The organism is Pseudoalteromonas sp. C2R02, assembly GCF_018860845.1.
Taxonomy (GTDB): domain Bacteria; phylum Pseudomonadota; class Gammaproteobacteria; order Enterobacterales; family Alteromonadaceae; genus Pseudoalteromonas.
Window position 1 is genome coordinate 196,358 of the sequence record NZ_JAHKQC010000013.1, and the last position, 22,963, is coordinate 219,320.

Here is a 22,963-nt window from a genome sequence, read left to right on the forward strand (position 1 = left end):
TAAATTAACTTTAAAGTACAACCTCCTATAATGAGGTTGTACTTTATGTTTTTTAATTCGACGTTATATTCAAACACCTATAATATTTCAAAAATATTATTTAACAAACGTGCTTTACTGCCTTTGGTATTGTTCGCATTTTTATTGACTCCTGCTACACAAGAAATTGTTTTACAATCGTTATCAGATGCTTTTTTACAAGTGTCAATTTTTGTAGCCGGAACGCTATTTTTATATTATTACCTCGTAGATAAATTCCCTCAATTAGAACTTACCTATGTACGCCGACATGCGCCTAATTTAGAAGTACCTATTAGTGCAGTATTAGGTGCCTTGCCGGGTTGTGGTGGAGCTATTATAGTTGTTACACAATATACCAAGCGACAAGCAAGCTTTGGTTCTGTCGTAGCTGTTTTAACCGCGACTATGGGTGATGCAGCATTTTTACTACTGGCGACTCGTCCATTTGATGGCATGATAGTATTATCCACCGGTTTAATCGTTGGTTCAATATCTGGCTATATTGTAAATAAAATTCACAACGTCGATTACCTTGCACCTGAGGCTGATTCTATACCAAAAAATCAACCAACAATTCAAGATACCCCGATCAAATATGCCGGTAGAGTATTTTGGCGCATCGTGTTCATACCAAGCTTGATAATTGCACTAATGCTTGCGTTTCAATTTGATTTTAGTGCTATTTCATACCAGTTAAATGAAGCAAATATCTTCTTTGGTGCTGTTTGTGCTTTAATTGTTGTTTCGCTTTGGGCATTTACTTCTAAAGGTGAGACTTATCAAGAGTTAACAGCTGAAGATGATTTACAAAATAAACCCTCTCGATTAAACCGAGTAATGCAAGATACTCATTTTGTCACTGCTTGGGTGGTTGCTGCTTTTGTTTTATACGAATTAACTATGCTATTTTTAGGCTTAGATTTAAAAGCTTGGTTTATGAATTATGCAGTACTAGCACCATTAATCGGCTTGTTAATTGGATTGCTACCAGGTTGTGGTCCGCAAATAGTTGTAACAACGCTTTATATTCAAGGTGTGATCCCATTTTCTGCTTTGATTGCCAATGCTATATCAAATGATGGTGATGCACTCTTCCCTGCTATCGCATTAGCGCCTAAGGCTGCATTTATAGCAACTATATACTCTACAGTACCCGCCTTTATAGTTGGCTATAGTGTTTATTATTTTTTTGAGTAATCGAAATTCCTCTAACACCTGTATTGCCGCCAGTACGTGGTAATTATTAAGTATAAAAAAACCTGTATAATTAATATTATACAGGTTTTTATTTAAGTCACGCAGTGGCTCTAATAGAAATTCGCAGCAGATCTATTAGCTCATCGCCATTATCATTCTAGAAGGATTCTCTAAGTAATCTTTCCATAAGTTATTAAAGCGAGCGATTGTGCCACCATCGATTACACGATGATCGCCAGACCAACTTACTTGCATAATTGCACGTGAGACAACGTTACCTTGGTCATCAAACCGTGGTAAGTGTTGTAACTTACCTAATGCAACGATAGCGACTTCTGGTTTATTAATAATAGGCGTCGCAATAGTGCCGCCTATCGCGCCAATATTTGAAATCGTGATTGTGCCACCTTTTAAGTCTTCTGGTGATACACGCCCCGTTCTTGCAGAATCTGATAAACGTGTTACTTCATTTGCAATATCAACAATATTTTTAGTTTGACACTGTTTAATATTAGGCACCAGTAGACCAACTTTAGAGTCCACTGCCATGCCAATATTATGGTCACCAAAATACTTAAGTTCTGTACAATCTTCATTTACTTTTGAATTAAGCACAGGGAACTCTTTGATCGCTAATGATAATGCTTTAATAAAGAACGGCATCATAGTAACTTTAATACCCTGTTTTTTATATTCTTCTTTTAGATCACCACGTAGCGCAATTAATTCAGTTAAATCAATTTCATCACTATAAGTAAAATGCGGGATAGTTGTAACAGACTCTGTCATCAACTTAGCCATTACAGCTTTAATACCCTTAATAGGCTCAACATGATCCACTGATGTATTATTACTTAGGACTTCATTTGCTTCAGTAATTACTGCTGGTTTAGATTCATTTTGGATAAATCGCGTTAAATCTTCTTTGTAAATTCGACCATTTTTACCAGAGCCTGGTATACATTTAATATCTAAGTCCATTTCTCTAGCACGACGTCTTACAGCAGGCGATGCAACAGCTTTTTCGTTAACAACAGTATTATTCAATGGTTTATTAACTTTACTTGAATTTACAGAAGAAAGGCCTATGCTTTGTTCTGTTTCTTCAAGCTCTAATGATTTAGATGCCGCAATAACTGTTGGTGCCGGAGATTCTGCTGAAGCTGAATTACCTGCTAAACGCATTTGAAATAATGGGCTATGCACTTTTGCAACATCACCTTTTTGGTAATATAACTTAGCAACTTTACCTGAATATTTAGCTGGGATTTGTACGAGTGCTTTATCTGTCATTACATCACAAACAGCTTGGTCTTCTACTATTTCTTGACCTTCTTCAACTAACCATTCGACAATTTCACACTCTACAATCCCTTCACCAATATCTGGTAATATAAAATCATCAAGATGTTCACCAGTATTAGTTTGAGTCTCAGGCGCAACTTCTACTACTTCTACTGTATGCGTAGCAGCTGAAGTTTCACCTGTAGCCATATCACCATCAACATTCATAGAAAATAATGGAGCATGAACTTGAGCAATATCACCTTTCGCATAATATAGTTTGCTGATCACGCCATTATGTACTGCTGGTATTTGTACCAGTGCTTTATCGGTCATTACATCGCAGATTGGTTGATCTTCAGTTACAGTATCACCTTCTGCAACCAGCCATTCAACTACTTCACATTCAACAATGCCTTCACCGATGTCTGGTAATATAAAATCTTGTGACATTAAAAATCACCTCTTGAAAATAATCTATTTAGCTTTAGTGTGTTTAGCAAGATCTTTATTTTTGTTAAAACTAATTTGCTAAACACTTACTTAAATCCGTTAAAATGACACTGATGCTTTAATTGCTTCAAATACTTTTAATGCATCTGGTATATATTCTTTTTCTAATGCTAGCGGGTATGGCGTGTCTAACCCACAAACTCGCTTAATTGGAGATTCTAAATGTAAGAAACATTCTTCTGCAATGGTCGCTGCAACTTCACTGCCAAAACCATTGGTAATAGGCGCTTCATGGCTTACAATTAAACGGCCTGTTTTTGTCACAGACTTAGCGATTGTTTCAACATCCCAAGGAATAATAGAGCGTAAATCAATTACTTCACAGCTGATCCCTATTTCTTCTGCTTTTTTAGCTGCATCTTCAATGATCTCCATCTGTGCACCCCAAGCTAATAAAGTGACATCAGCGCCCTCTTTAACAACTTGCGCTTTACCTAATGGAATTATGTAATCATCTTCTGGCACTTCGCCAACTGAAGCACGATATAGACGTTTTGGTTCAAAAAATAATACTGGGTTTTGATCTTTAATTGCAGCTCTTAATAAACCCTTAGCTTCATATGGGTTTCTTGGTACAACAATTTTTAAGCCTGGAGTATGTGCAAAGTAAGCTTCTGGTGATTGAGAATGATATAAGCCACCAGCAATACCGCCACCGTATGGTGTACGAATTGTTAAGTTTCCTACATCAAATTCATTACCACTACGGTATCTAAATTTAGCTGATTCATTAACAATTTGATCAAAAGCTGGGAATATGTAATCCGCAAATTGAATCTCTGCAATGGTTGGTGCACCAAAAGCCGCTAAACCATTAGCAAAACCTAAGATCCCTTGCTCTGTTAAAGGTGTATTAAATACTCTGTGTTTACCAAACTGTTCTTGTAAACCTGATGTTGCTCTAAAAACACCACCAAATACACCGACATCTTCACCAAATATACATGCCATTGGGTGTTCATTCATTGAAATTTCTAAAGCGGAGTTAATCGCTTTTAACATATTAACTTTAGGCATTATTTCAATCTCCCTGCTGTTGTCGGATATGCTTGTGGGTGCTTTTTAATATGTGCTTCTAATTCATCAAACTGTCTAGTAAGTGATGGAATTGGCGTATCGTAAACATCAGTGATTAAGTCAATTAATTCTGGTTTCGCTACTTTTTCAGCTACTTTAAGTGCTTCTAATATTTCTTCTCTTACTTGTTCATCGAGTTTATTTTCAGCATCTAGGTCTAACCACTGCTTTTTAAGTAACCAAGCTTCAAAACGCTTGATAGGACAGGTTTCACTATTATCAGCTTCTTCTTGTTTTGAACGGTATCCAGACGGATCATCTGATGTTGAATGCGCGCCAACACGATAAGCAATAGATTCAATTAGAATAGGCTCTCCTGTCATGGTACATATTTCACGTGCTTTTTTAGTTGCTGCATAAACAGCCAATGCATCTGTACCATCAACGCGTATTGTTTTTATGCCATAACCCACACCACGACTGGCAATACCGTCACCTGCAAATTGTTCCTCCGCAGGAGTAGATATTGCATATCCATTATTTCGGGCAAAGAATATAACCGGTGCCTTAAGTACCGCAGCCATGTTTAAACCTGCATGAAAATCACCTTCTGATGCAGCGCCTTCACCAAAATAACACATTGTAATATTATCTATTTGGCTAGATAAAGTATTGGTATCTTTATCAACATGCTTAACTTTTTGGCCGTAAGCATAACCTGTTGCTTGCGGGATTTGTGTGGCAAGTGGTGATGAGATTGTCATGTAATTTAATGCTTTAGAACCGTAATGAATAGGCATTTGACGCCCTTTCGCTGGATCTAATTCATTAGAGAACATTTGATTCATAAATTGATCTAAAGTAAAACCTCTATAGCGTAATGCAGCTTGTTCACGATATTGTGCCATGATCATATCATTTATATCTAACGCAGCAGCACTTGCTGTGATAGCGGCTTCTTCACCAAGACATTGCATATAAAAACTAACGCGACCTTGTCGCTGAGCAGCTTGCATACGTTCATCCAATGCTCGAATAAATCGCATGGTGCGGTATAAATGCAAGGCAGTGTCTTGAGCCATATCTGGTTCAACTGCATCTGGGTATATTTCACCATTTGCATCTAGTACTTTCAGTGTCGCTATATTAAGGGCGTGCCCATCAATAAATTCAAGACCATGCTTGATATTTTGCGATACGTTATTTGGATTACTCATAACCATTCAACTCTTGTTGTTAAAGCCTGATTTGTGAACTGCTAGATTCGTTTTTATCATTACCAATTAATATTTAAGATTAATAATTCAAAACTTAAACTTTATTGGAATTTTTAATTCAATAAGTTTTAAATACAGGTAAAGATTGTTCATCAAAAGGGCTTTGATTAAATTAAAGCTGTTTTAACTTTACGTTAACGTAAAGGGATATTCAACTAAGTTTAGATGAATATCCTAGATTTATAAGGTGGGATTAGAAAAAAGGTGGAAAGTTATCTATACGATATTTTCTGATTTAAGCGGCACTACGGTTAGCAACGCACGCTGTCCGAGTGCAACTTGTGCATTAGGGAATATAATTGCTTCACCTTCTACTTCAGCCAAGTATTCTTGGTTGCCATCAGTTGCCATTAAACTGCCTTTTGAAAAACCCGTAAAATTAACAACATCATCAGCAAAAGGAAAAGAAAAGGCTTCTTGTGTTCTATTTATAGCGCGATGTACTTCAAATAATTCAAAATCATCGGCATTATATTCAGGATATACAACTTCATATTGTGTGATAAGTGACGTTAGTGTTGTTTTCACTTTTTCAAAGCTTGCCATATTATTTTCACCAAACGGGCGCACTTGTCCTAGTTCAATCGTAAATGCATCAGCATCAAAGCCATTTGATGAAAAGTAACTAAAAGTTGTTGCAGCAGATTTCATCATCAATACGGTATTAACACCACAGGCTAATAAAAAACTTAATTGGTGCTTTTTCCAAGGTTTACCATTTAAATATGGATATACTGCAAACTTTTCATTTTTAGAACCTCTGATTGCTGTATGCAAATCATAATGACATCTGTAACGTCCGGCTTCTTGAGACTCAAAGAATTGGCTTACGTATTGTTCTAATTTTTGTGCATGTTTACGCTCTTGATTAATTAAACCTTCACCTTTTGAGTGCTCACCACTAAATAGTCTATTTAAATTTTCTTCTACAAAACGTTTACCAATATTAATTGAGGCTGGATTACCAAAAATAAATAACACTCTTTGTTTTAGAGAAATTTCTTGTTTAATTATTTTTTGAATAAGTTCATCGCATATTTCAATTGGTGCCGTTTCATTACCGTGTACGGCGCTAGATAATACGATATCTTTGTTTGTTGATGTGCTTGGTGTAAATTGAATTACACCCGTATTTAATACTTCAACTAAAGTACCATTTGATAATGAAAATGATGTTGGTTCTAACGTCCATTCATTTCCACGACTAATTGATAAAAAATCACCTGTTGTCTTTAGCGCTTCAATATACATTAATTTAATAAACCCATAGTGTGTTGTTGATGTGTGTTGTCGAAAATAAAAAAAGGCGAATAAATTCGCCTTTTCTTTTATATTGATAGTTATTTAATTACTGAATTAACTAACTTTTTCGCTTCTGATTCTAACAAAGATAAATGCTGTTCACCTTTAAAAGATTCTAGATATATTTTATATATATCTTCAGTTCCTGATGGTCTTGCAGCAAACCAACCGTTTTCGGTAACAACCTTTAGACCACCAATTGCAGCCTTATTACCAGGAGCATGTGTTAATTTAGCTAATATTTTTTCGCCTGCAAGCTCTGTTGCACGAACATCAGATGCTTCAAGTTTTGATAACTTGGCTTTTTGTTCATTAGATGCCGGTGCATCAATGCGTTTATAAAGTGGAGAACCAAAATTGCTTTCTAGCTCTTTATATAATGTAGAGGGTGTCTTTGATGTTACAGCTAACATTTCGGCTGCTAATAACCCCATGATAAAACCATCTTTATCAGTACACCATACATTGCCATCAAGACGCAAGAATGCAGCCCCTGCACTTTCTTCGCCACCAAAAGCTAATTCACCTTTGCTTAAGCCTTCTACAAACCATTTAAAACCGACTGGCACTTCATAAACTTCACGATTATTTTTTTGAGCTACTTTATCGATCATGCCGCTTGAAACTAATGTTTTACCAATTTTTAAATCTTTGCGCCATTGTGGTCGGTTATTACATAGATAATCAATTGAAACAGCTAAGAAATGATTTGGATTCATCAGTCCATCAGGCGTAACAATTCCGTGTCTGTCATAATCAGGATCATTACCAATACTAATATCAAATTTATCCTTAAGAGCGACTAAGTTTGCCATGGCATAAGGAGATGAACAATCCATTCTAATTTTGCCATCTTTATCTAAAGGCATAAAACCAAACGCAGGATCTACAATATTATTTACTACTGTAATGTCTAAATTATAATGTTTTTCGATGACAGGCCAGAAATTAATACCAGAACCACCTAGTGGGTCAACACCAATTTTAATACCTGATTTAGCAATTGCGTTAAAATCAATGATATTTGATAAGTCTTCCACATAAGGCGTGATCATATCGACGTATTTTGTAAAACCCGAGCGAGATGCTTTTACAAAAGGATATAATTCAACTTGTACTAAATCTTCAATTAATAATTGGTTTGCTCTGTTTTCAATCCAGTCAGTGACATCTTTATCTGCTGGTCCACCATTTGGTGGATTATATTTAAAACCACCATCCAGAGGAGGATTGTGTGAAGGTGTCACTACAATACCATCAGATAATTCATGTGGATTTTTAGCATTATGGCACACGATTGCATGGCTGATCACAGGTGTTGGTGTAAAATCACCGTTTTCTTGTGTGATCACTTGCACTTCATTGGCAACTAATACTTCAATTGCTGAATTAAATGCAGCTTCTGATAATGCATGTGTATCTTTACCAAGAAACAAAGGACCAAATATATTGTTATTTTTACGATAATCACAAATTGCTTGTGTAATAGCTAATATATGTGATTCATTAAATTGCGTATTATAAGAACAACCACGGTGCCCAGATGTACCAAATGCAACTTTCTGTTCTGGAAATTGCTCGATATCAGGCTCATTTAAATAATAAGCCGACATTAATTTTGGAATATTTACCAAATCACTCTGAGATGCGCGCTTACCTGCGTTGTCATGAATAGCCATTTAATTTCCTTTGTTAAATATATTAATTACAAATAATCTCTAAGCGTTTCTGCTTGTGTTTCATTATAATTGAGTGTTATTGCAACTTCATGAAGCATTGATTTTTTTCGTGTTGTATTTGAATTTGTCATAACCCAATATTCCGACTCAGGAATATTTTTTGGATTCATGCTACTACCTGAATCTAAAAGTGCTTCTTTACTCATAGCAAAATAGATTCTGTGCTTGCCTTTGACATCTAAAACTTTTGTAAACCCTTCTTTATGTGTTCTGTGCAGCGCACTTAATATAAATAAGAAACGGCCTACAACACCTTTTTGCATTGCAAGCTCTTCTTTATTTAAAACATTAAATACGTCAGCAGGTACTGTTTCTATTATATCAGGTTCTATTTTGTCTTCTATTTTTGTTTTTACCTGCGTTTTAGCTTCTTCAATAGGAGTAACTGACTCCTTATTTGATGCTGACACTGGAGACAAGTTTAATAAACGACGTAAAATCTGAGTTGCGTTTTCACCAATGCTTTGAGTATTACTCGCTATGTAGTGATATAACTCGTCATCTATTTCTATTTTTTTCATGATTTTCCTGTCTTAAATGCTTTGTAATAGCGTCTCGAAAATATTATATCTTTTTTTATCGTCATACTCTACGGTTTCGATTTTCAAATATCACTTTTAGTCGCAATATATTTTCAAAGTAATAAGTTGAAATAGCTGATTTAAATTTAAGCCTATGTCGCATTAACTTTATATGCGCCTTTAAATAGATATGATAAAATTTATAAAAGTTAGATTAATACCCTCTCAGGAATACAATGCAATTACATTACAAACAAACTGGCCAAGGCCCTCATTTAATTTTAATTCATGGATTATTTGGCTCATTTGAAAATCTAAATGTGATAGCGCGACCTTTATCTGAAAATTTTACAGTCACAGCAATTGACTTAAGAAATCATGGTCGTTCAGATCATGATGAACTCATGTCTTACCCTGCGATGAGTCAAGATGTGTTAGCATTAATGATACAATTGAACATTGAAAAAGCTGTTTTTGTAGGTCACTCTATGGGCGGAAAAGTTGCGATGCAAGTTGCATTAAATACCCCTGAGAAAGTAGATAAACTTGTGGTATTAGATATTGCGCCGGTTACTTATGAGCCAAGACATGATGACGTTTTTAAAGGTTTAAATGCAGTTAATAATGCACATATAAGCTCAAGACAAGATGCAGATTCAGTTATGAGTGAATATATAGTCGAGCCTGGTGTAAGACAGTTTCTACTGAAAAGTTTAGTTAAAACGCAAAATGGATTTGACTGGAAGTTTAACCTAACAATTTTACAAAATAAGTATTGTGATATCCTTCAAGCACCATCAGGCACCGCCTTTACCGGCAAGACTTTATTTATAAAAGGCAGCAACTCAGAATATATTACTGAAAATATGAGAGATGTTTTTTTAAAGTTCTTCCCGAAATGTAAAGCAAAAGTGATACATGGAACGGGCCATTGGCTTCATGCTGAAAAGCCAACAGCTGTCAATAAATCTATTACAGATTTTATTTTAGACTAATACGATTTTAGCTAATTAATTAGTGAATATCGTGATATAATGCCGCCGTTTATTTCATAGGTCATCTTAAATAGGTCAAAAAATGGTCAGCAAATTAATCAATGAATTTGAAACCTTAGGGTTATATTTTGGCCTTGCAGCCCTATTATTCTTTATAGGAATGGCAATACAAGATGTACTAAAAAAAGGACAAGTGCCTTTTTTTGGTCGCGCTGTAGTTTGGTTAGTATTATTTTTAGGGTGTTCAGGTTTTATTGCCAAAGGTGTGATCCAAGTCTTTTGGCAAGGTGCAGGTGTCAGTTAATATGGCTAAAGCACAAACAGACAGAACGACGATAGACTTATTTGAAAATGAGAAGCGTCCGGGTCGACCTAAAACAAATCCACTATCACGTGAATTACAGCTGAAAGTTAATAAAAGAAACCAGTTGAAACGAGATAAAGCGCGTGGATTAAAACGAGTAGAATTTAAAGTTTCTGCAGAACTTTACGAAGCACTAAACGATATGGCTGATGCTCAAAATATCAGTCGCAGTGCTTTAATTGAAACAATTCTGCAAGAAAAATTAGCATTTAGAATTGAATAATACGAAATTTGATAGAAGGTTTTTTCATCATGGCAAGTGTAGGCATATTTTTTGGTAGTGATACTGGTAATACAGAGCATGTTTCAAAGCTAATTCAAAAAGAACTTGGCAAAAAAATGATCGATGTTTTTGATATTGCAAAAAGCAGTAAAGAAGACATTGCTGAATTCGATTTAATAATGTTTGGTATTCCAACTTGGTATTACGGTGAAGCACAATGCGATTGGGATGATTTTTTCCCTGAATTAGAAGAAATCGATTTCAATGAAAAGTTAGTTGCTATTTTTGGTTGTGGAGACCAAGAAGATTACGCAGAATACTTCCTAGATGCTATGGGCATGGTTAACGATATTGTAACTGAACGTGGTGCGATCGTTGTTGGTCATTGGTCTACAGAGGGATATGATTTTGAAGCATCTAAAGGCATGGCTGATGATTCTCATTTTGTAGGTTTAGGTATTGACGAAGACCGTCAACCAGAATTGACAAATGATCGTGTTAAGCAATGGTGTGCACAAATCTTCGAAGAAATGTGTTTAGCAGAATTAACTGATTAGAAAACGGTATATTTCTTTTTATTTCAAGCTTTACTGTGTATATTAAGCTAAAATAAACAGTGTCTGTAAACACAGTAAATAATAATGATATTTGAGAAAATAATTAATGACTGATCATAATTTAGAGTTAAAAAAAGCAGGTCTAAAAGTAACGCTACCAAGAATTAAAATCTTGGAAATTTTACAGCTGCCTGAAAATCAACATATCAGCGCTGAAGATGTTTATAAGATTCTTTTAGACAAAGACGAAGAAATTGGTTTAGCAACTGTATATCGTGTTTTAAACCAATTTGATGATGCTGGCATAGTATCTCGCCATCATTTTGAAGGCGGTAAATCTGTTTTTGAATTATCTGGTACAACGCATCATGACCACCTTGTGTGTTTAAAATGTGGTAAAGTAATTGAATTCCATGATGAAATGATTGAAACACGCCAAGTAGACATTTCGAATGAAAATGGCATGCGCCTTACTAATCATTCTCTATATTTATATGGTGAATGTACTGATACTAAAGCATGTGCTGATTACGCAGACGCAAATCATTAGATTAGTTGTCAAAAAATACTAAATAATAAAGCCTATCATATGATAGGCTTTTTTATTATTTTAATATGACTAGTCCTGAAATGTATTTACACATTCAAGACTCAAGATGCAGCTAAATCATTTAACCACATCTATTAGACTTAGCTATTTCCCTTCAACCTTGCCCCAAGAATCTCTTAAACCAACAGTTTGATTAAAAACTAATTCTTCATTTTTATTATCGCGACAGAAGTAACCTGTTCTTTCAAACTGAAAGCCCTGCTCTTTTTCTGCATTTAATAAAGATGGTTCTAACACTGCGTTATGGGCAATCGTTAAAGAATCTGGGTTAAGTTCACTATCTGCATCAGGATTTGCAACATTAAATAGTCGATCATATAGGCGAACTTCTGCTTTTATACCTTTAATTGCAGATACCCAATGAATTACGCCTTTAACTTTACGGCCATCAGAAGGGTTTTTACCTAAAGTCTCTGGATCATAACTACAGTAAACTGTTGTGATATTACCCTCAGAATCTTCATCAAAACGATTTGCTTTAATCACATATGCGTTACGAAGGCGTACTTCTTTATCTAATACTAAACGTTTGAATTTTTTATTAGCTTCAATTCTAAAATCTTCACGTTCGATATAAAGTTCACGCGTAAATGGTAATACACGTTTACCCATTTCTTCATTATTAGGATGATTTGGTGCGTTTAGTTCTTCAACAGCCGTTTCATCAAAATTTTCAATCACAACTTTTATTGGATCAAGTACTGCCATTGCTCGTGGCGCATTATCATTTAAGTCTTCACGAATACAGGCTTCTAACATACCCATTTCAACCGTATTTTGTTGTTTAGTAACACCGATACGGCTACTGAATTCTCTGATTGAAGCAGGCGTGTAACCTCGACGACGTAATCCTGCGATAGTTGGCATACGCGGATCATCCCAACCTTCAACTAAATTATTTTCAACTAGCTCGTTTAGTTTACGTTTAGACATTAAAGTATATTCAAGATTTAAACGAGAAAATTCGATTTGCTGTGGCTTACATTCAATTGAAATGTTTTCTAGTACCCAGTCATATAAACGACGGTTATCTTGGAACTCTAACGTACATAAAGAATGCGTGATCCCTTCAATTGCATCAGAGATACAATGTGTAAAATCATACATAGGATAGATACACCATTTATCACCTGTTTGGTGATGGTGTACAAAACGAATACGATAAATAATTGGATCGCGAAGTACCATAAATGAACTTGCCATATCAATCTTGGCACGAAGAACACATTCACCTTCTTTGAATTCGCCATTTTTCATTTTTGCGAATAAAGCTAAGTTTTCTTCTACAGATGTATCACGGTGAGGACTGTTTTTACCCGCTTCAGTTAAAGTACCACGATACTCTCTCGCTTGGTCTGGGCTTAAAAAACATACATAAGCTAACCCTTTTTCGATAAGCTCAACAGCATAGCCATGAAGTTTATCAAAATAGTTTGATGAATAATTGATATCACCATGCCATTCAAAACCTAACCATTGCACGTCATCTTTAATCGCATTTACGTAATCAACATCTTCTTTTTCTGGATTAGTATCATCAAAACGTAAATTACATAAGCCAGAATAATCTTTTGCGATGCCAAAATTCAAACAAATTGATTTAGCATGACCTATGTGTAAAAAACCATTTGGTTCTGGTGGAAAACGAGTATGTGTTGATGCGTGTTTCCCACTAGCAAGATCATTATCGATAATAGTACGAATAAAGTTGCTTGGGCGATTTTCAATCTCCGCCATGGAATGTATATCCTCTAAATTATGGTTTGATTTGATGTAAATCTAATTAAAAGCATTATTGCAAAAAACAGGTAAGATTGCAGTACTTTAATAATGCAATCAAACTATTTTAGTGACTATTGAAGCTTAGATGTAATTTCTGTTGGATCTGCAATGCTGATTTCTGATTTTTCAATCATTTCTTTAGGTAATGACTTTTTTACCTTAATATTTAATGACTTCATTTCTTCTGCTTTTTTAACCAGATTTCCGCGCCCTTCACTTAATTTTTTCATTGCATCATCATAGCTTGATTCTGCACGTTCAAGATTAATTCCTACCTTTTTCATATCATCAACAAAACCAACCAATTTATCATAAATTGAGCCTGCCTTATCAGCAATGTCTTGAGCATTTCTATTTTGATATTCCATTCGCCACATATTATTGATGGTACGTAACGCGACAATGAGGTTATTTGGGCTAACCAACATAATATTTTTTTCAAGGGCAAATTGTACTAAGGTAGGTTCATATTCTAATGCCGCATTAAAGGCTGGCTCTACCGGTATAAACATAAGCACATAGTCTAAACTGGTTATGCCATGAAGCATTTGATAATCTTTTGCGCTTAACTCTTTTACATGATTTTTAATTGCGTCGATATGCGATTTTAATGCAGCACTTTGTTCACCTTCCGTTTGTGCATTATGGAAGCGCTCATATGCCACTAATACCATTTTAGAATCAACTACAACATCTTTACTTTGTGGTAAATGGATCACAACATCCGGTTTATAAGCTTTGCCATCCTGATTTTTTAAATGTAATTGTGTTTCATATTCATGACCTTCTCTGAGGCCCGAACTTTGCAAAACACGTTCAAGTACGACTTCACCCCAAGTACCTTGTTTTTTATTATCACCCTTAAGTGCTTTTGTGAGTGCATTTGCTTCAAGGCCCATTTGCACATTAAGTTCTTTTAAACCTAGTATTTCAGATTTTAATGCATGCCTTTCTTTTGCTTCGGTTGTATAAACATCATTAACTTGTTTACTAAAACTAGATAACTGCTCTTTTAAAGGGGTTAATAGGCCATCTAGACCTGTTTTATTTTGTTGGGTAAAACTCGCGGTTTTTTCACTAAAGATCTTATTTGCAATATTTTCAAATTGTTGTGTTAACCTAATTTCAGATTTTTCTAATAAATTAATTTTATCCGTATAGGATTTTACTTTTTCTTGATGTTGTGCAATGCGCGATTTATGTTCATATAAATCATTAGATACCATTTCAAGTTTATTTTCTAAAACACGTACATTGCTATTTAAAGCTTCATTTTCATCAAATTTAGCCTCCAGTCTGGTTTTACTGACAAGGTACTGCTCTTTATACCTATTCAGATTATGTTCTAATTGAACTTCGCTTTTCTCAAGTTCTTGTATCTTTTCACTGGCACTAAGGTTTATGTCTTTGAGTTGTGCTATTTTTCTATAACATAATATCGCGACAGTAAATGACAAGATAACTAGCAAGATTGCACCTATAACAAGTGCTTGTTCGTTTATGATCAACGGGAACTCTCAATTTTTTAATTAAACATATGCAACATTATCAAAATTTGATAATCCATATTAAGGCTGTGTTGTTGGGATCTCTTTTTTAGTTGTTTTTGTTTCAACAGCAGTAACTTGCGCACTCAATTGTTTGTATTGCTTTGATAACGTGCTCAGTTGTTGATTTAAATTAGAAATTTTATTTTCGCTATCTGCATTTTTCATTTCAAATTCTAATAAGGTTTCTTTGAGCTCTTGTATGCTTTTTGACTTAATAGCATTTTGTTTATTAAAGTTTGCGGTGAGTTGTGTTTGTTGCGTAAGTACTGAATGAACTAGTGCTTGTTGTTCAGTTTGTAATTTGTTGTACTTATTAAAATCACCTTTTATTTCTCCAATTTCATTTTGATTTCTACGCCAAGCAGAAGCCCATAATTTATCCATTTGCTTCCATAATTCTGCTGTTTTATCGGATAAATCTTTTACTTTAACTTGCATAGCAACAGCTGAAGTGCCCATTTCTTCTCCTGTTGCAGACAATTGATTTTCTAAACTGATAATACGACTTTCACTTTCAATTAATAAATTATTTTGCTTATATAAAAACCAAGCACACACTGAAAACATACACAGTGTTAATATAACTGGAAATGCAGATGACTTTGATGTTTTAGGATCTGAAACTTCTGTTGTATTTGACGAATTATCTGATATTTTTTTTGACTTTATATCTTCTTGATCTAAAACAATTGCTGGAATATGTTCATCTGATTGTTGATTTGGCATTGTGATCCCTAAAGGTAATAGCTACTTCTTTGATGATTAGATTTATTTTTATCTCATCAAGTTCAATCAGCAGTATAAAGTGCTATAAAGCATAAAACTATCTATTAGCGTTAAAACGCCATTTTTCTTTATATGGAAATACGTTTTCGATATCTCCTTGATTAATATTGTGTTGTAATTTCTGCCAAAAGTTAATGTGGTATAGGTCTTTATGATATTTTTCAAAATATCGCTTAGCTTTTATGTTAGATGATAAAAAAACAGGAAACTGCTCAGGAAATACATCATTAGGTTCGATATCAAACCAAGGTTCGTTTGATAATTCATCATAAGCATTATCTGCTTCAGGTATCGTTTTAAAATCACACTCAATTAAAGGACAAATTTCATCATAATCATAAAATACAACGCGACCCCAACGGGTTACACCAAAATTTTTCATTAACATATCACCAGGAAAAATATTTGCCGCAGCTAATTGTTTAATTGCCTGTCCATATTCCATCATGACTTGTTCAAGTTGATTATCACTTGCATTTTTAATATACAAATTAAGCGGTATCATTTTTCTTTCAACATAAACATGTTTTAGAATGAGGGCATTGCCGTTTATTATCAAACTGTCACTTGCATGTGCTTTTAACTCCATTAATACCTCATCACTAAATCGAGATAAGTCAAAAGCAAGATATCTAAACTCTTGAGTATCAACTAAACGCCCTATTCTGTCGGCATTTTTAACAAAGTGATATTTTTCCATTACCACATTTCGTGTAATGTCTTTTGGAGGTGTAAATTTATCCTTTATAACTTTATAAACATATTTAGAATTTACTGTGGTAAAAACCAACATCACCATGCCTTTAATACCTGGTGCGCTGATATATTTTTCATTTACAGACATTTCTTTTGTTGAGTCAACTTTATATCTGAAGAACTCTGTTTTTGCATGTTTAATAAATCCAATTGCATTAAACAATTCAAATCTTTGTTTATTTGGTAATAATTCACACAAATAATCGACATATCGAACAGGCTGATCTGTATCGACCATAAAATATGCCCGAGCAAAACCAAACAGCATACTAAGCTGGCCTTCTCCAATAATAAAAGCATCTACGTAAAGGCCAGCTTGATCATCATTCAAAATAGGTAAGGCAAAAGGCACACTGCGTTTATCATCATCATCAATCAACCTTCCAATGATGTAACATGCTTTATTTCTAAAAAATAGTGACTTACCAAATTCGACATGGCAATTTTCGATACTTAATAAGTCACCATCAAATTTTTTTAACACTGTATTGATATAACCTATGTCTCTAACGATGTTTTCAAATGGGGTTCTAAACTTAAAATAATCTAATAATTGCTCAAATGCATTTAAAACACCCGTACAGCTATCTAATTGGCATAATATATCATTGGTAGGTCTTTTTAAGGGTTGAAATTGTGGCTGTAAAATAAATAAATGTACTTCTCTTTTATTTTGATCTCCTTTTATATTACCAAACACAGAATTAAAGAATGTTTGTGCAATAAGCGCATTTTCATAATTGATAATCAATAATGCAAAGTGCTTCTTTGCACTTTTCCAAATAAAATTATCTAAATATTCGTTAAAAGCAATCTGCTTAATAGCCTTTGCTGTTTCATCCGCTTTACTCTCATAGACTTTAAGCCGCAACTTCATGGCTTGTTGAACTTCATGCCAAGCAGCTCTTTCAAACCGAGACTGAGCAGCTAAAGTAATATTTAAAAAATCTGCAAACATAGATTCAAATCCACCTACAATTGCTCTGGCTATTTTGATTGCGATTACGTCATTCATTGTTTTCGCACTATATTTTTTATCTAGCATTATAATCCTGACCTATATCGACTATTTTCACATAACCATTTACTCACCTTAACAATCAAGCTTTAATTGAAATAATTTATAAATTGAATAAGTAAAATAGATTTTATGAATATCAGAAATATAGACCTTAATTTATTAGTTTATTTAAATGTCTTAATTGAGGAAGGGAGTGTTTCAAAGGCTGCAAATAAAGTCGCTTTAACGCAGCCTGCGATGAGCAATGCTTTAAGTCGTTTACGGGTATTATTTGATGATCCATTACTCGTTAGAACAGCTCAAGGCATGACTCCTACAGAAAAGGCTATTAAATTAAAACCTGAGATCGTTATCTTTTTATCTATGGCTGAACAGATCACACAGCCAGATAAAGACTTTTCTCCAGAGCACAGCCAAATTACATTTCGGATCATGACAAATGATTACGTCGAAGCAACTTTACTTGCTCCTTTCATCACATCTTTATTAAAAAAAGCACCACAAATCAATTTTGATATCCTAACTCCCGGTGATATCGACTTACAGGATATGGAAAAAGGTTTAATTGATCTTGCAATCAATCGCTTTACTTTTTTACCTAAATCATTTCATCAGTCTCGCGTTTGGAGCGATAACTTTTGCTGCTTAACCCATAAAGACAGTATGTATAATAATAAAACTGACTTTGATACTTACCTTGACAGTGAGCATATTTGGATCAATCGCTCAGGATGGGGAGCAGAGAGTGCTGTCACCAATAAATCAGGCTCTCATAAACTAGGCTGGGTGGATGAGGCATTATGGCAGTTTGATAAAACAAGAAATATCAGAGTATTTACACGTCATTATATGCTAACGCCATTATTATTAGCACAATCAGATCTCATAGCAACAATCCCAAGAAGACATGCAATGCTATATAAAGATAATATAAATTTAGTATCACTCAAAGTCCCCTTTCAAATTGTGCCAATTGAAATAAAAATGATTTGGAGCCCTTTATTACACCATTCTAAAGCCCATCAGTGGCTTAGAAGATCCTTAGCAGAATTCTCTAAAACTATCAAAGATAGGTAAAATTGAACCTTTATTGATTTAATCAATTTCAAACATTGAAAACAACCATTTCATTTATGTAACTAATCACGCTAATTTGAAAGTGAGCGTTGAGGAGTTGTTTTATAAATATTTATTTATTAAAACCGAAATCAATAAAATAAATAATGCAATGAGAGAAATGATTATGAAACCACAAATTAATGCAGATCAAGGTTATAAACTAAGAGCAAAAGTTTACGTTGACAGCCCATTACGCCATTTTATTGAAGATGAATTACTTCCTAAATCGTCTATTAGTAATGAAACATTTTATGACACGCTGTCAATTTTAGTGATTGAATTTGGCGCAAATTGCCGCAAACTTGATACTGAAGACTTACAAATACACACTTTTAAATACAATGATAAACCAATCGAAACTATCATTTTAGATGAACATTGCTGTGAAGTGCCTCATGTGATTGTAACAACACTTATTTTAATGTTAACAAACGATACTTCTTTTGTAGAACCGCAATGTAAGTGTCACGAAAAGCTCATAGAGCGCATAAATGTACTATTACCAACATTAGGTAATAAGATTAGATTAATAAATCAATCTGATTTACCGCACGCCCAGGTTGCTTAAATTGATTGTTAACATCCATACCTCAAAATATGGGGTATGGATTAGCTTCTTATTTACATATTTTCTATTACTAACTCACCAAATCGAGAACAACTGACCTCTGTCGCACCTATTATTTTTGAAGCAAAATCGTAAGTGACATGTTTAGATTTTATCGCCCCTTCTAACCCCTTTGAAATCAATCTTTCTGCTTCAATCCACCCAATATGTTTAAGCATCATTTGAGCACATAATATTATTGAACTTGGGTTTACCTTATCCATAGCTGCGAGTCTGGATGCTGTACCATGAGTAGGTTCAAAAAATGCGACTTCATCATTTAAATTAGCGGCAGGTGCAATCCCAACACCGCCAACTTGTGCTGCTAACGCATCAGATAGAAAGTCCCCATTTTGATTCATCGTTGCTATAACATCATACTCTTCGGGGCAAAGTATAATTTGTTGAAGCATACTATCAGCAATGACATCTTTTATAGTTAATGTATTATTCGTTTTTGGATTTTTAATCTGCATCCATCGACCATTATCGTGTTTTGTTGCAAAAAATTCCTCTTTGGCAACTTGATAACCCCATTGCTTGAATGCGCCTTCGGTAAATTTCATAACATTACCTTTATGAACTAGCGTGACTGACTCTCTATCATTCTTTAAAGCAAATTCAATCGCTTTTCTAATTAACCTTTTAGACCCTTGTTCCGATATATGTTTAATACCAATTCCACAATTGTCAGTGAAACGAATGCGACTAACGCCCATTTCTGATTGTAAAAACTCTAGTACTCTATCTGAATCATTAGATCCTGCTTTAAATTCAATGCCTGAATATATGTCTTCGCTATTATCTCTAAATACAACCATATTTGTTTTATGCGGTTCTTTAAGCGGAGATGGCACACCTGAGAACCATTTGATAGGTCGCATATTGACATAAAGATCCATTTCTTGTCTTAAAGCAACATTTAATGATCTAAACCCGCCCCCGATAGGTGTTGTTAATGGTCCCTTTATTGCGACGGCAAACTCTCTAATAGCCTCAAGCGTTTCTTGTGGGAACCAATCTCCATCATACATCTGTGCCGCTTTTTCACCATTAAATACTTCCATCCATTTAATTTGGCGTTTACCTAGATATGCTTTTTTAACACATGCGTTTACAACAGCTAGCATTACGGGTGTAATATCGACACCAACTCCATCCCCTTCAATAAATGAAATGATAGGATTATCGGGTACATTTAGAGTTCCATCTTCTTCTACAATAATTTTTGACCCATCTTGAGGTATACAAATATGCTGATATTCAACCATTGACTAAATCACTCATAAGTTAACCAACTAATATATGATTAAAAATAATACGCTATGTTTAATTAAAAAACAGCAGACTTTATATAAATTAAAGTGACAACTCAAAAAACAAACAAGATTGTAATGAAATTTAATCAATTGATAATTAAAAGTGGTTTTTGGGTAACTATTTGTTGAATCTCAGTTACATAACACTACACTGAATATGTGCTTTATGTACGAAACAGTTCAAAGAGTAAAATTTTTAAATTTTATAAGGGTAAAAAATGAAAAAAACTTTAATCATAACTAGCTTACTTGCAGTTGCGACTTTAAATGTACCAACAGCCAGTGCAGATGATATTTCAATGCGAGTATGTGAATATGTATCTGTTAATGACAAAACACGCTTACGCTCTTTTTTAAAAAACAAAAAGTTAAAAGTAAGAACTATTTTCGATAAAGTTCAGTGTAATGGTAAAAACTTACTTATCTTTGCAGCAGAGCATAAATCATTGGATACAGGAGAGTTTTTAATTGGTAAATTACCCAAGAAAACAGTAAAAGCAAACTTAGCTGATATTGCAAAATTATCAGCTCATTTAGCTGAAGATGCGAAAGAAAGAATAGAATAGAATAGAATAGAATAGAATAGAATAGAATAGTAGCTAAACAAAGGAAGGGACTCCTTGTTTAATTTTACGCACGTTTTTGTAGCTCAGACTTAATAATAAGTGGATAAATCCTATCATTTAAAACTTTTATAACTTCAAATTGCTTTAATTCAAAATTATCATCTAATGAATAACATTCTTCTAAACAGATACATACTGAGCCTTCATTTGTATGATCGACTATCAAAAATTGTCCCATCTCCTTTTTAGATTTTAATTGAATAATCGCATCTACACTTGGTTCAGTGCCTTGATATAATTCAAAAAACCAACTTTTTGTTAGCATAGGTTTTAAATAATGTTTAACGGCAGTAGCGTTTAATGCCATTTGGCAGATTTGTGCCTCATTCCAAAGATTAAAGCTATCTAAGTAAGATGATACTTGCTCATAGAAATTAGCATCAGTTAAACTAAAGGCAGGATTTCCTAATACATCATTTGTTAGGTTTCGAATTTTATATGGGGTGCAAAAAATCATCTCATTGCCCATATCGAGCAAAAGCGCATTTGATTTAGCACAAGCAATCCAATTCCATTTTTGCGAAGCTTGTAACATTAAAAAATCCCCTAAACCTATTGATTCCGGGGATTATAGATAAATTCAACTCATATTTGAATTTTTTTTAATATTATTTTTGAACGGATCATTATTTTTAATTTCCGATCCTTATATAGGAAATAATGATCCCTAAAGTCCAGTTAAGATCTTTTTAACTAACGGTGGACCTTGGTAAATAAATCCAGTGTAAACTTGTAATAAATCAGCTCCCGCTTGCAGTTTTTCTTTTGCGGATTCAGCACTATCTATTCCGCCAACACCTATAATAGGTAACTTTCCATCGGTTAAACGCTTTAGTTCACTGACAACATGTGTCGATTTTTCTCTCACTGGTTGACCTGATAAACCACCAGCTTCATCACAGTATTTCTGACCTTGAACTAAAGAACGATCTAAAGTGGTATTGGTTGCGATCACACCATCTATTTTATTACTTAATAAAGATCCCGCTACTTGTTCAACTTGTACTTGATCTAAATCTGGTGCAATTTTAACAAGCATAGGTACGTGTTTACCATGCTTTGATGCTAAATCTAGTTGTTCATTTTTTAAACTTGATAATAAGTCATCAAGTGCGGCACCATATTGTAAATCTCTAAGACCAGGTGTATTGGGTGAAGAAATATTTACTGTGATATATGAAGCACTTGTAAATACTTTTCTCATACAATGTATGTAATCGTCTTTACCTTGCTCGTTTGGTGTATCTTTATTTTTACCAATATTAATACCTAAAATACCATCATATTTTGAGGCTTTAACATTTGTTAGTAAATTATCGACACCTTTATTATTGAAACCCATGCGATTGATAATAGCATTTGATTCTGGGAGTCTGAATATTCTTGGCTTGTCGTTTCCTGCTTGTGGCCTTGGTGTGACAGTTCCTACTTCTACAAAACCAAATCCCATTTGAGAAAATGCATCAATACACTCAGCATTTTTATCAAGGCCTGCCGCTAAACCCAATAGGTTTTTAAACTCAAGACCCAAAAATTCAACTGGTTTATCTTCTATTGATTGTGCCCACATAGTATTCAACGGGGTATGAGCAAAACGTCTTAAATTATTTAATGCAAAATTATGCGCCCATTCTGCATCTTGTGTAAACATAAAACGGCGTGCTAAATCATAAAACATATATTACTCCTAAAAAAATACCCCAGTGGTCATGCTGACCAAACTGGGGTATTTTATAACAAATAATCTATAAACACATGCTCATTATGAACATGAGAC

The 22,963-nt window shown here is 34.2% G+C and carries 22 protein-coding genes; 9 read left to right on the forward strand and 13 right to left on the reverse strand.

The window, feature by feature from the left end; all coding sequences use genetic code 11:
- The first annotated feature begins 45 nt into the window (after positions 1-45).
- Complete coding sequence (locus tag KO527_RS03715) at positions 46-1,218, forward strand: putative manganese transporter (protein WP_216039034.1); 1,173 nt, start codon at positions 46-48, stop codon at positions 1,216-1,218.
- Between the two features lie 135 nt (positions 1,219-1,353).
- On the opposite strand, the gene KO527_RS03720 is transcribed toward KO527_RS03715, so the two are convergent.
- From KO527_RS03720 to seqA, 6 genes are all read right to left on the reverse strand, one after another.
- Positions 1,354-2,955, reverse strand: a complete 1,602-nt coding sequence (locus KO527_RS03720; protein ID WP_216039035.1) for a dihydrolipoyllysine-residue acetyltransferase — start codon at positions 2,953-2,955, stop codon at positions 1,354-1,356.
- 99 nt (positions 2,956-3,054) lie between these two features.
- Entirely contained in the window at positions 3,055-4,032 is a 978-nt protein-coding gene (locus KO527_RS03725; protein WP_042144283.1) for a transketolase C-terminal domain-containing protein, read from the reverse strand.
- Positions 4,032-5,249, reverse strand: coding sequence for a thiamine pyrophosphate-dependent dehydrogenase E1 component subunit alpha (locus KO527_RS03730; RefSeq protein WP_216039036.1), 1,218 nt, complete (start codon positions 5,247-5,249; stop codon positions 4,032-4,034). The genes KO527_RS03725 and KO527_RS03730 overlap by 1 nt, the downstream gene beginning before the upstream one ends.
- A 276-nt stretch (positions 5,250-5,525) precedes the next feature.
- The gene (gene astE / locus KO527_RS03735; protein WP_216039037.1) at positions 5,526-6,560 is read right to left on the reverse strand and encodes a succinylglutamate desuccinylase; all 1,035 of its coding nucleotides are present in this window, start codon (positions 6,558-6,560) and stop codon (positions 5,526-5,528) included.
- 89 nt (positions 6,561-6,649) lie between these two features.
- Positions 6,650-8,290 carry a phosphoglucomutase (alpha-D-glucose-1,6-bisphosphate-dependent) gene (gene pgm / locus KO527_RS03740; protein WP_216039038.1) on the reverse strand — a complete coding sequence of 547 codons (1,641 nt, stop codon included), beginning with the start codon at positions 8,288-8,290 and terminating at the stop codon, positions 6,650-6,652.
- A 26-nt stretch (positions 8,291-8,316) separates the two neighbouring features.
- Positions 8,317-8,871, reverse strand: a complete 555-nt coding sequence (gene seqA, locus KO527_RS03745) for a replication initiation negative regulator SeqA (protein WP_216039039.1) — start codon at positions 8,869-8,871, stop codon at positions 8,317-8,319.
- A gap of 236 nt (positions 8,872-9,107) precedes the next feature.
- Here seqA and KO527_RS03750 point away from each other — a divergent pair, with 236 nt between their 5' ends.
- The 5 genes from KO527_RS03750 (at position 9,108) to fur (ending at position 11,560) form a co-directional block, all read left to right on the forward strand.
- Positions 9,108-9,866: an alpha/beta fold hydrolase gene (locus KO527_RS03750; RefSeq protein ID WP_216039040.1), complete on the forward strand. Its 759-nt coding sequence runs from the start codon at positions 9,108-9,110 to the stop codon at positions 9,864-9,866.
- Positions 9,867-9,948: 82 nt separating this feature from the next.
- Positions 9,949-10,170: a DUF2788 domain-containing protein gene (locus KO527_RS03755; protein WP_042144278.1), complete on the forward strand. Its 222-nt coding sequence runs from the start codon at positions 9,949-9,951 to the stop codon at positions 10,168-10,170.
- A 1-nt stretch (position 10,171) separates the two neighbouring features.
- Positions 10,172-10,453 carry a LexA regulated protein gene (gene ybfE / locus KO527_RS03760; RefSeq protein ID WP_216039041.1) on the forward strand — a complete coding sequence of 94 codons (282 nt, stop codon included), beginning with the start codon at positions 10,172-10,174 and terminating at the stop codon, positions 10,451-10,453.
- Between the two features lie 29 nt (positions 10,454-10,482).
- The gene (fldA, locus tag KO527_RS03765) at positions 10,483-11,010 is read left to right on the forward strand and encodes a flavodoxin FldA (protein ID WP_216039042.1); all 528 of its coding nucleotides are present in this window, start codon (positions 10,483-10,485) and stop codon (positions 11,008-11,010) included.
- Between the two features lie 106 nt (positions 11,011-11,116).
- Complete coding sequence (gene fur / locus KO527_RS03770) at positions 11,117-11,560, forward strand: ferric iron uptake transcriptional regulator (protein ID WP_216039043.1); 444 nt, start codon at positions 11,117-11,119, stop codon at positions 11,558-11,560.
- Positions 11,561-11,704: 144 nt separating this feature from the next.
- On the opposite strand, the gene glnS is transcribed toward fur, so the two are convergent.
- From glnS to aceK, 4 genes are all read right to left on the reverse strand, one after another.
- Entirely contained in the window at positions 11,705-13,357 is a 1,653-nt protein-coding gene (glnS, locus tag KO527_RS03775) for a glutamine--tRNA ligase (protein WP_216039044.1), read from the reverse strand.
- Positions 13,358-13,473: 116 nt separating this feature from the next.
- Positions 13,474-14,910: a DNA recombination protein RmuC gene (gene rmuC, locus KO527_RS03780; RefSeq protein ID WP_252733389.1), complete on the reverse strand. Its 1,437-nt coding sequence runs from the start codon at positions 14,908-14,910 to the stop codon at positions 13,474-13,476.
- Between the two features lie 60 nt (positions 14,911-14,970).
- A complete protein-coding gene (locus tag KO527_RS03785; RefSeq protein WP_216039045.1) occupies positions 14,971-15,678 on the reverse strand; it encodes a hypothetical protein in 708 nt (235 codons plus the stop codon).
- A 97-nt stretch (positions 15,679-15,775) separates the two neighbouring features.
- On the reverse strand, positions 15,776-17,539 hold the full coding sequence (gene aceK, locus KO527_RS03790; RefSeq protein WP_216039046.1) for a bifunctional isocitrate dehydrogenase kinase/phosphatase: 1,764 nt from the start codon (positions 17,537-17,539) through the stop codon (positions 15,776-15,778).
- A gap of 105 nt (positions 17,540-17,644) precedes the next feature.
- On the opposite strand from aceK, the gene KO527_RS03795 reads away from it, so the two are divergent.
- Positions 17,645-18,592: a LysR family transcriptional regulator gene (locus KO527_RS03795; protein ID WP_216039047.1), complete on the forward strand. Its 948-nt coding sequence runs from the start codon at positions 17,645-17,647 to the stop codon at positions 18,590-18,592.
- Positions 18,593-18,758: 166 nt separating this feature from the next.
- Complete coding sequence (locus KO527_RS03800) at positions 18,759-19,202, forward strand: hypothetical protein (RefSeq protein ID WP_216039048.1); 444 nt, start codon at positions 18,759-18,761, stop codon at positions 19,200-19,202.
- A 53-nt stretch (positions 19,203-19,255) separates the two neighbouring features.
- Here KO527_RS03800 and icd read toward each other — a convergent pair whose 3' ends face one another.
- Positions 19,256-20,512, reverse strand: coding sequence for an NADP-dependent isocitrate dehydrogenase (icd, locus tag KO527_RS03805; RefSeq protein WP_216039049.1), 1,257 nt, complete (start codon positions 20,510-20,512; stop codon positions 19,256-19,258).
- A gap of 266 nt (positions 20,513-20,778) precedes the next feature.
- Between icd and KO527_RS03810 the strand changes: the two genes are divergently transcribed.
- On the forward strand, positions 20,779-21,126 hold the full coding sequence (locus tag KO527_RS03810) for a DUF3718 domain-containing protein (protein ID WP_216039050.1): 348 nt from the start codon (positions 20,779-20,781) through the stop codon (positions 21,124-21,126).
- 64 nt (positions 21,127-21,190) lie between these two features.
- Here the strand turns inward: KO527_RS03810 and KO527_RS03815 are convergent, their stop codons facing one another.
- A complete protein-coding gene (locus KO527_RS03815) occupies positions 21,191-21,721 on the reverse strand; it encodes a cell division protein ZapC domain-containing protein (RefSeq protein WP_216039051.1) in 531 nt (176 codons plus the stop codon).
- A 132-nt stretch (positions 21,722-21,853) separates the two neighbouring features.
- Positions 21,854-22,864: a quinone-dependent dihydroorotate dehydrogenase gene (pyrD, locus tag KO527_RS03820; RefSeq protein WP_216039052.1), complete on the reverse strand. Its 1,011-nt coding sequence runs from the start codon at positions 22,862-22,864 to the stop codon at positions 21,854-21,856.
- Positions 22,865-22,963: the final 99 nt, after the last annotated feature.

Bases quoted from the DNA above. Each gene is read 5' to 3' on its own strand.
- KO527_RS03785 (WP_216039045.1), bottom strand. From the start codon at position 15,678: ATGCCAAATCAACAATCAGATGAACATATTCCAGCAATTGTTTTAGAT.
- fldA (WP_216039042.1), top strand. From the start codon at position 10,483: ATGGCAAGTGTAGGCATATTTTTTGGTAGTGATACTGGTAATACAGAG.
- KO527_RS03795 (WP_216039047.1), top strand. From the start codon at position 17,645: ATGAATATCAGAAATATAGACCTTAATTTATTAGTTTATTTAAATGTC.
- KO527_RS03725 (WP_042144283.1), bottom strand. From the start codon at position 4,032: ATGCCTAAAGTTAATATGTTAAAAGCGATTAACTCCGCTTTAGAAATT.
- KO527_RS03715 (WP_216039034.1), top strand. From the start codon at position 46: ATGTTTTTTAATTCGACGTTATATTCAAACACCTATAATATTTCAAAA.
- KO527_RS03810 (WP_216039050.1), top strand. From the start codon at position 20,779: ATGAAAAAAACTTTAATCATAACTAGCTTACTTGCAGTTGCGACTTTA.
- icd (WP_216039049.1), bottom strand. From the start codon at position 20,512: ATGGTTGAATATCAGCATATTTGTATACCTCAAGATGGGTCAAAAATT.
- aceK (WP_216039046.1), bottom strand. From the start codon at position 17,539: ATGCTAGATAAAAAATATAGTGCGAAAACAATGAATGACGTAATCGCA.
- astE (WP_216039037.1), bottom strand. From the start codon at position 6,560: ATGTATATTGAAGCGCTAAAGACAACAGGTGATTTTTTATCAATTAGT.
- KO527_RS03815 (WP_216039051.1), bottom strand. From the start codon at position 21,721: ATGTTACAAGCTTCGCAAAAATGGAATTGGATTGCTTGTGCTAAATCA.
- pyrD (WP_216039052.1), bottom strand. From the start codon at position 22,864: ATGTTTTATGATTTAGCACGCCGTTTTATGTTTACACAAGATGCAGAA.
- KO527_RS03730 (WP_216039036.1), bottom strand. From the start codon at position 5,249: ATGAGTAATCCAAATAACGTATCGCAAAATATCAAGCATGGTCTTGAA.
- KO527_RS03755 (WP_042144278.1), top strand. From the start codon at position 9,949: ATGGTCAGCAAATTAATCAATGAATTTGAAACCTTAGGGTTATATTTT.
- glnS (WP_216039044.1), bottom strand. From the start codon at position 13,357: ATGGCGGAGATTGAAAATCGCCCAAGCAACTTTATTCGTACTATTATC.
- ybfE (WP_216039041.1), top strand. From the start codon at position 10,172: ATGGCTAAAGCACAAACAGACAGAACGACGATAGACTTATTTGAAAAT.
- KO527_RS03800 (WP_216039048.1), top strand. From the start codon at position 18,759: ATGAAACCACAAATTAATGCAGATCAAGGTTATAAACTAAGAGCAAAA.
- fur (WP_216039043.1), top strand. From the start codon at position 11,117: ATGACTGATCATAATTTAGAGTTAAAAAAAGCAGGTCTAAAAGTAACG.
- KO527_RS03750 (WP_216039040.1), top strand. From the start codon at position 9,108: ATGCAATTACATTACAAACAAACTGGCCAAGGCCCTCATTTAATTTTA.
- KO527_RS03720 (WP_216039035.1), bottom strand. From the start codon at position 2,955: ATGTCACAAGATTTTATATTACCAGACATCGGTGAAGGCATTGTTGAA.
- seqA (WP_216039039.1), bottom strand. From the start codon at position 8,871: ATGAAAAAAATAGAAATAGATGACGAGTTATATCACTACATAGCGAGT.
- pgm (WP_216039038.1), bottom strand. From the start codon at position 8,290: ATGGCTATTCATGACAACGCAGGTAAGCGCGCATCTCAGAGTGATTTG.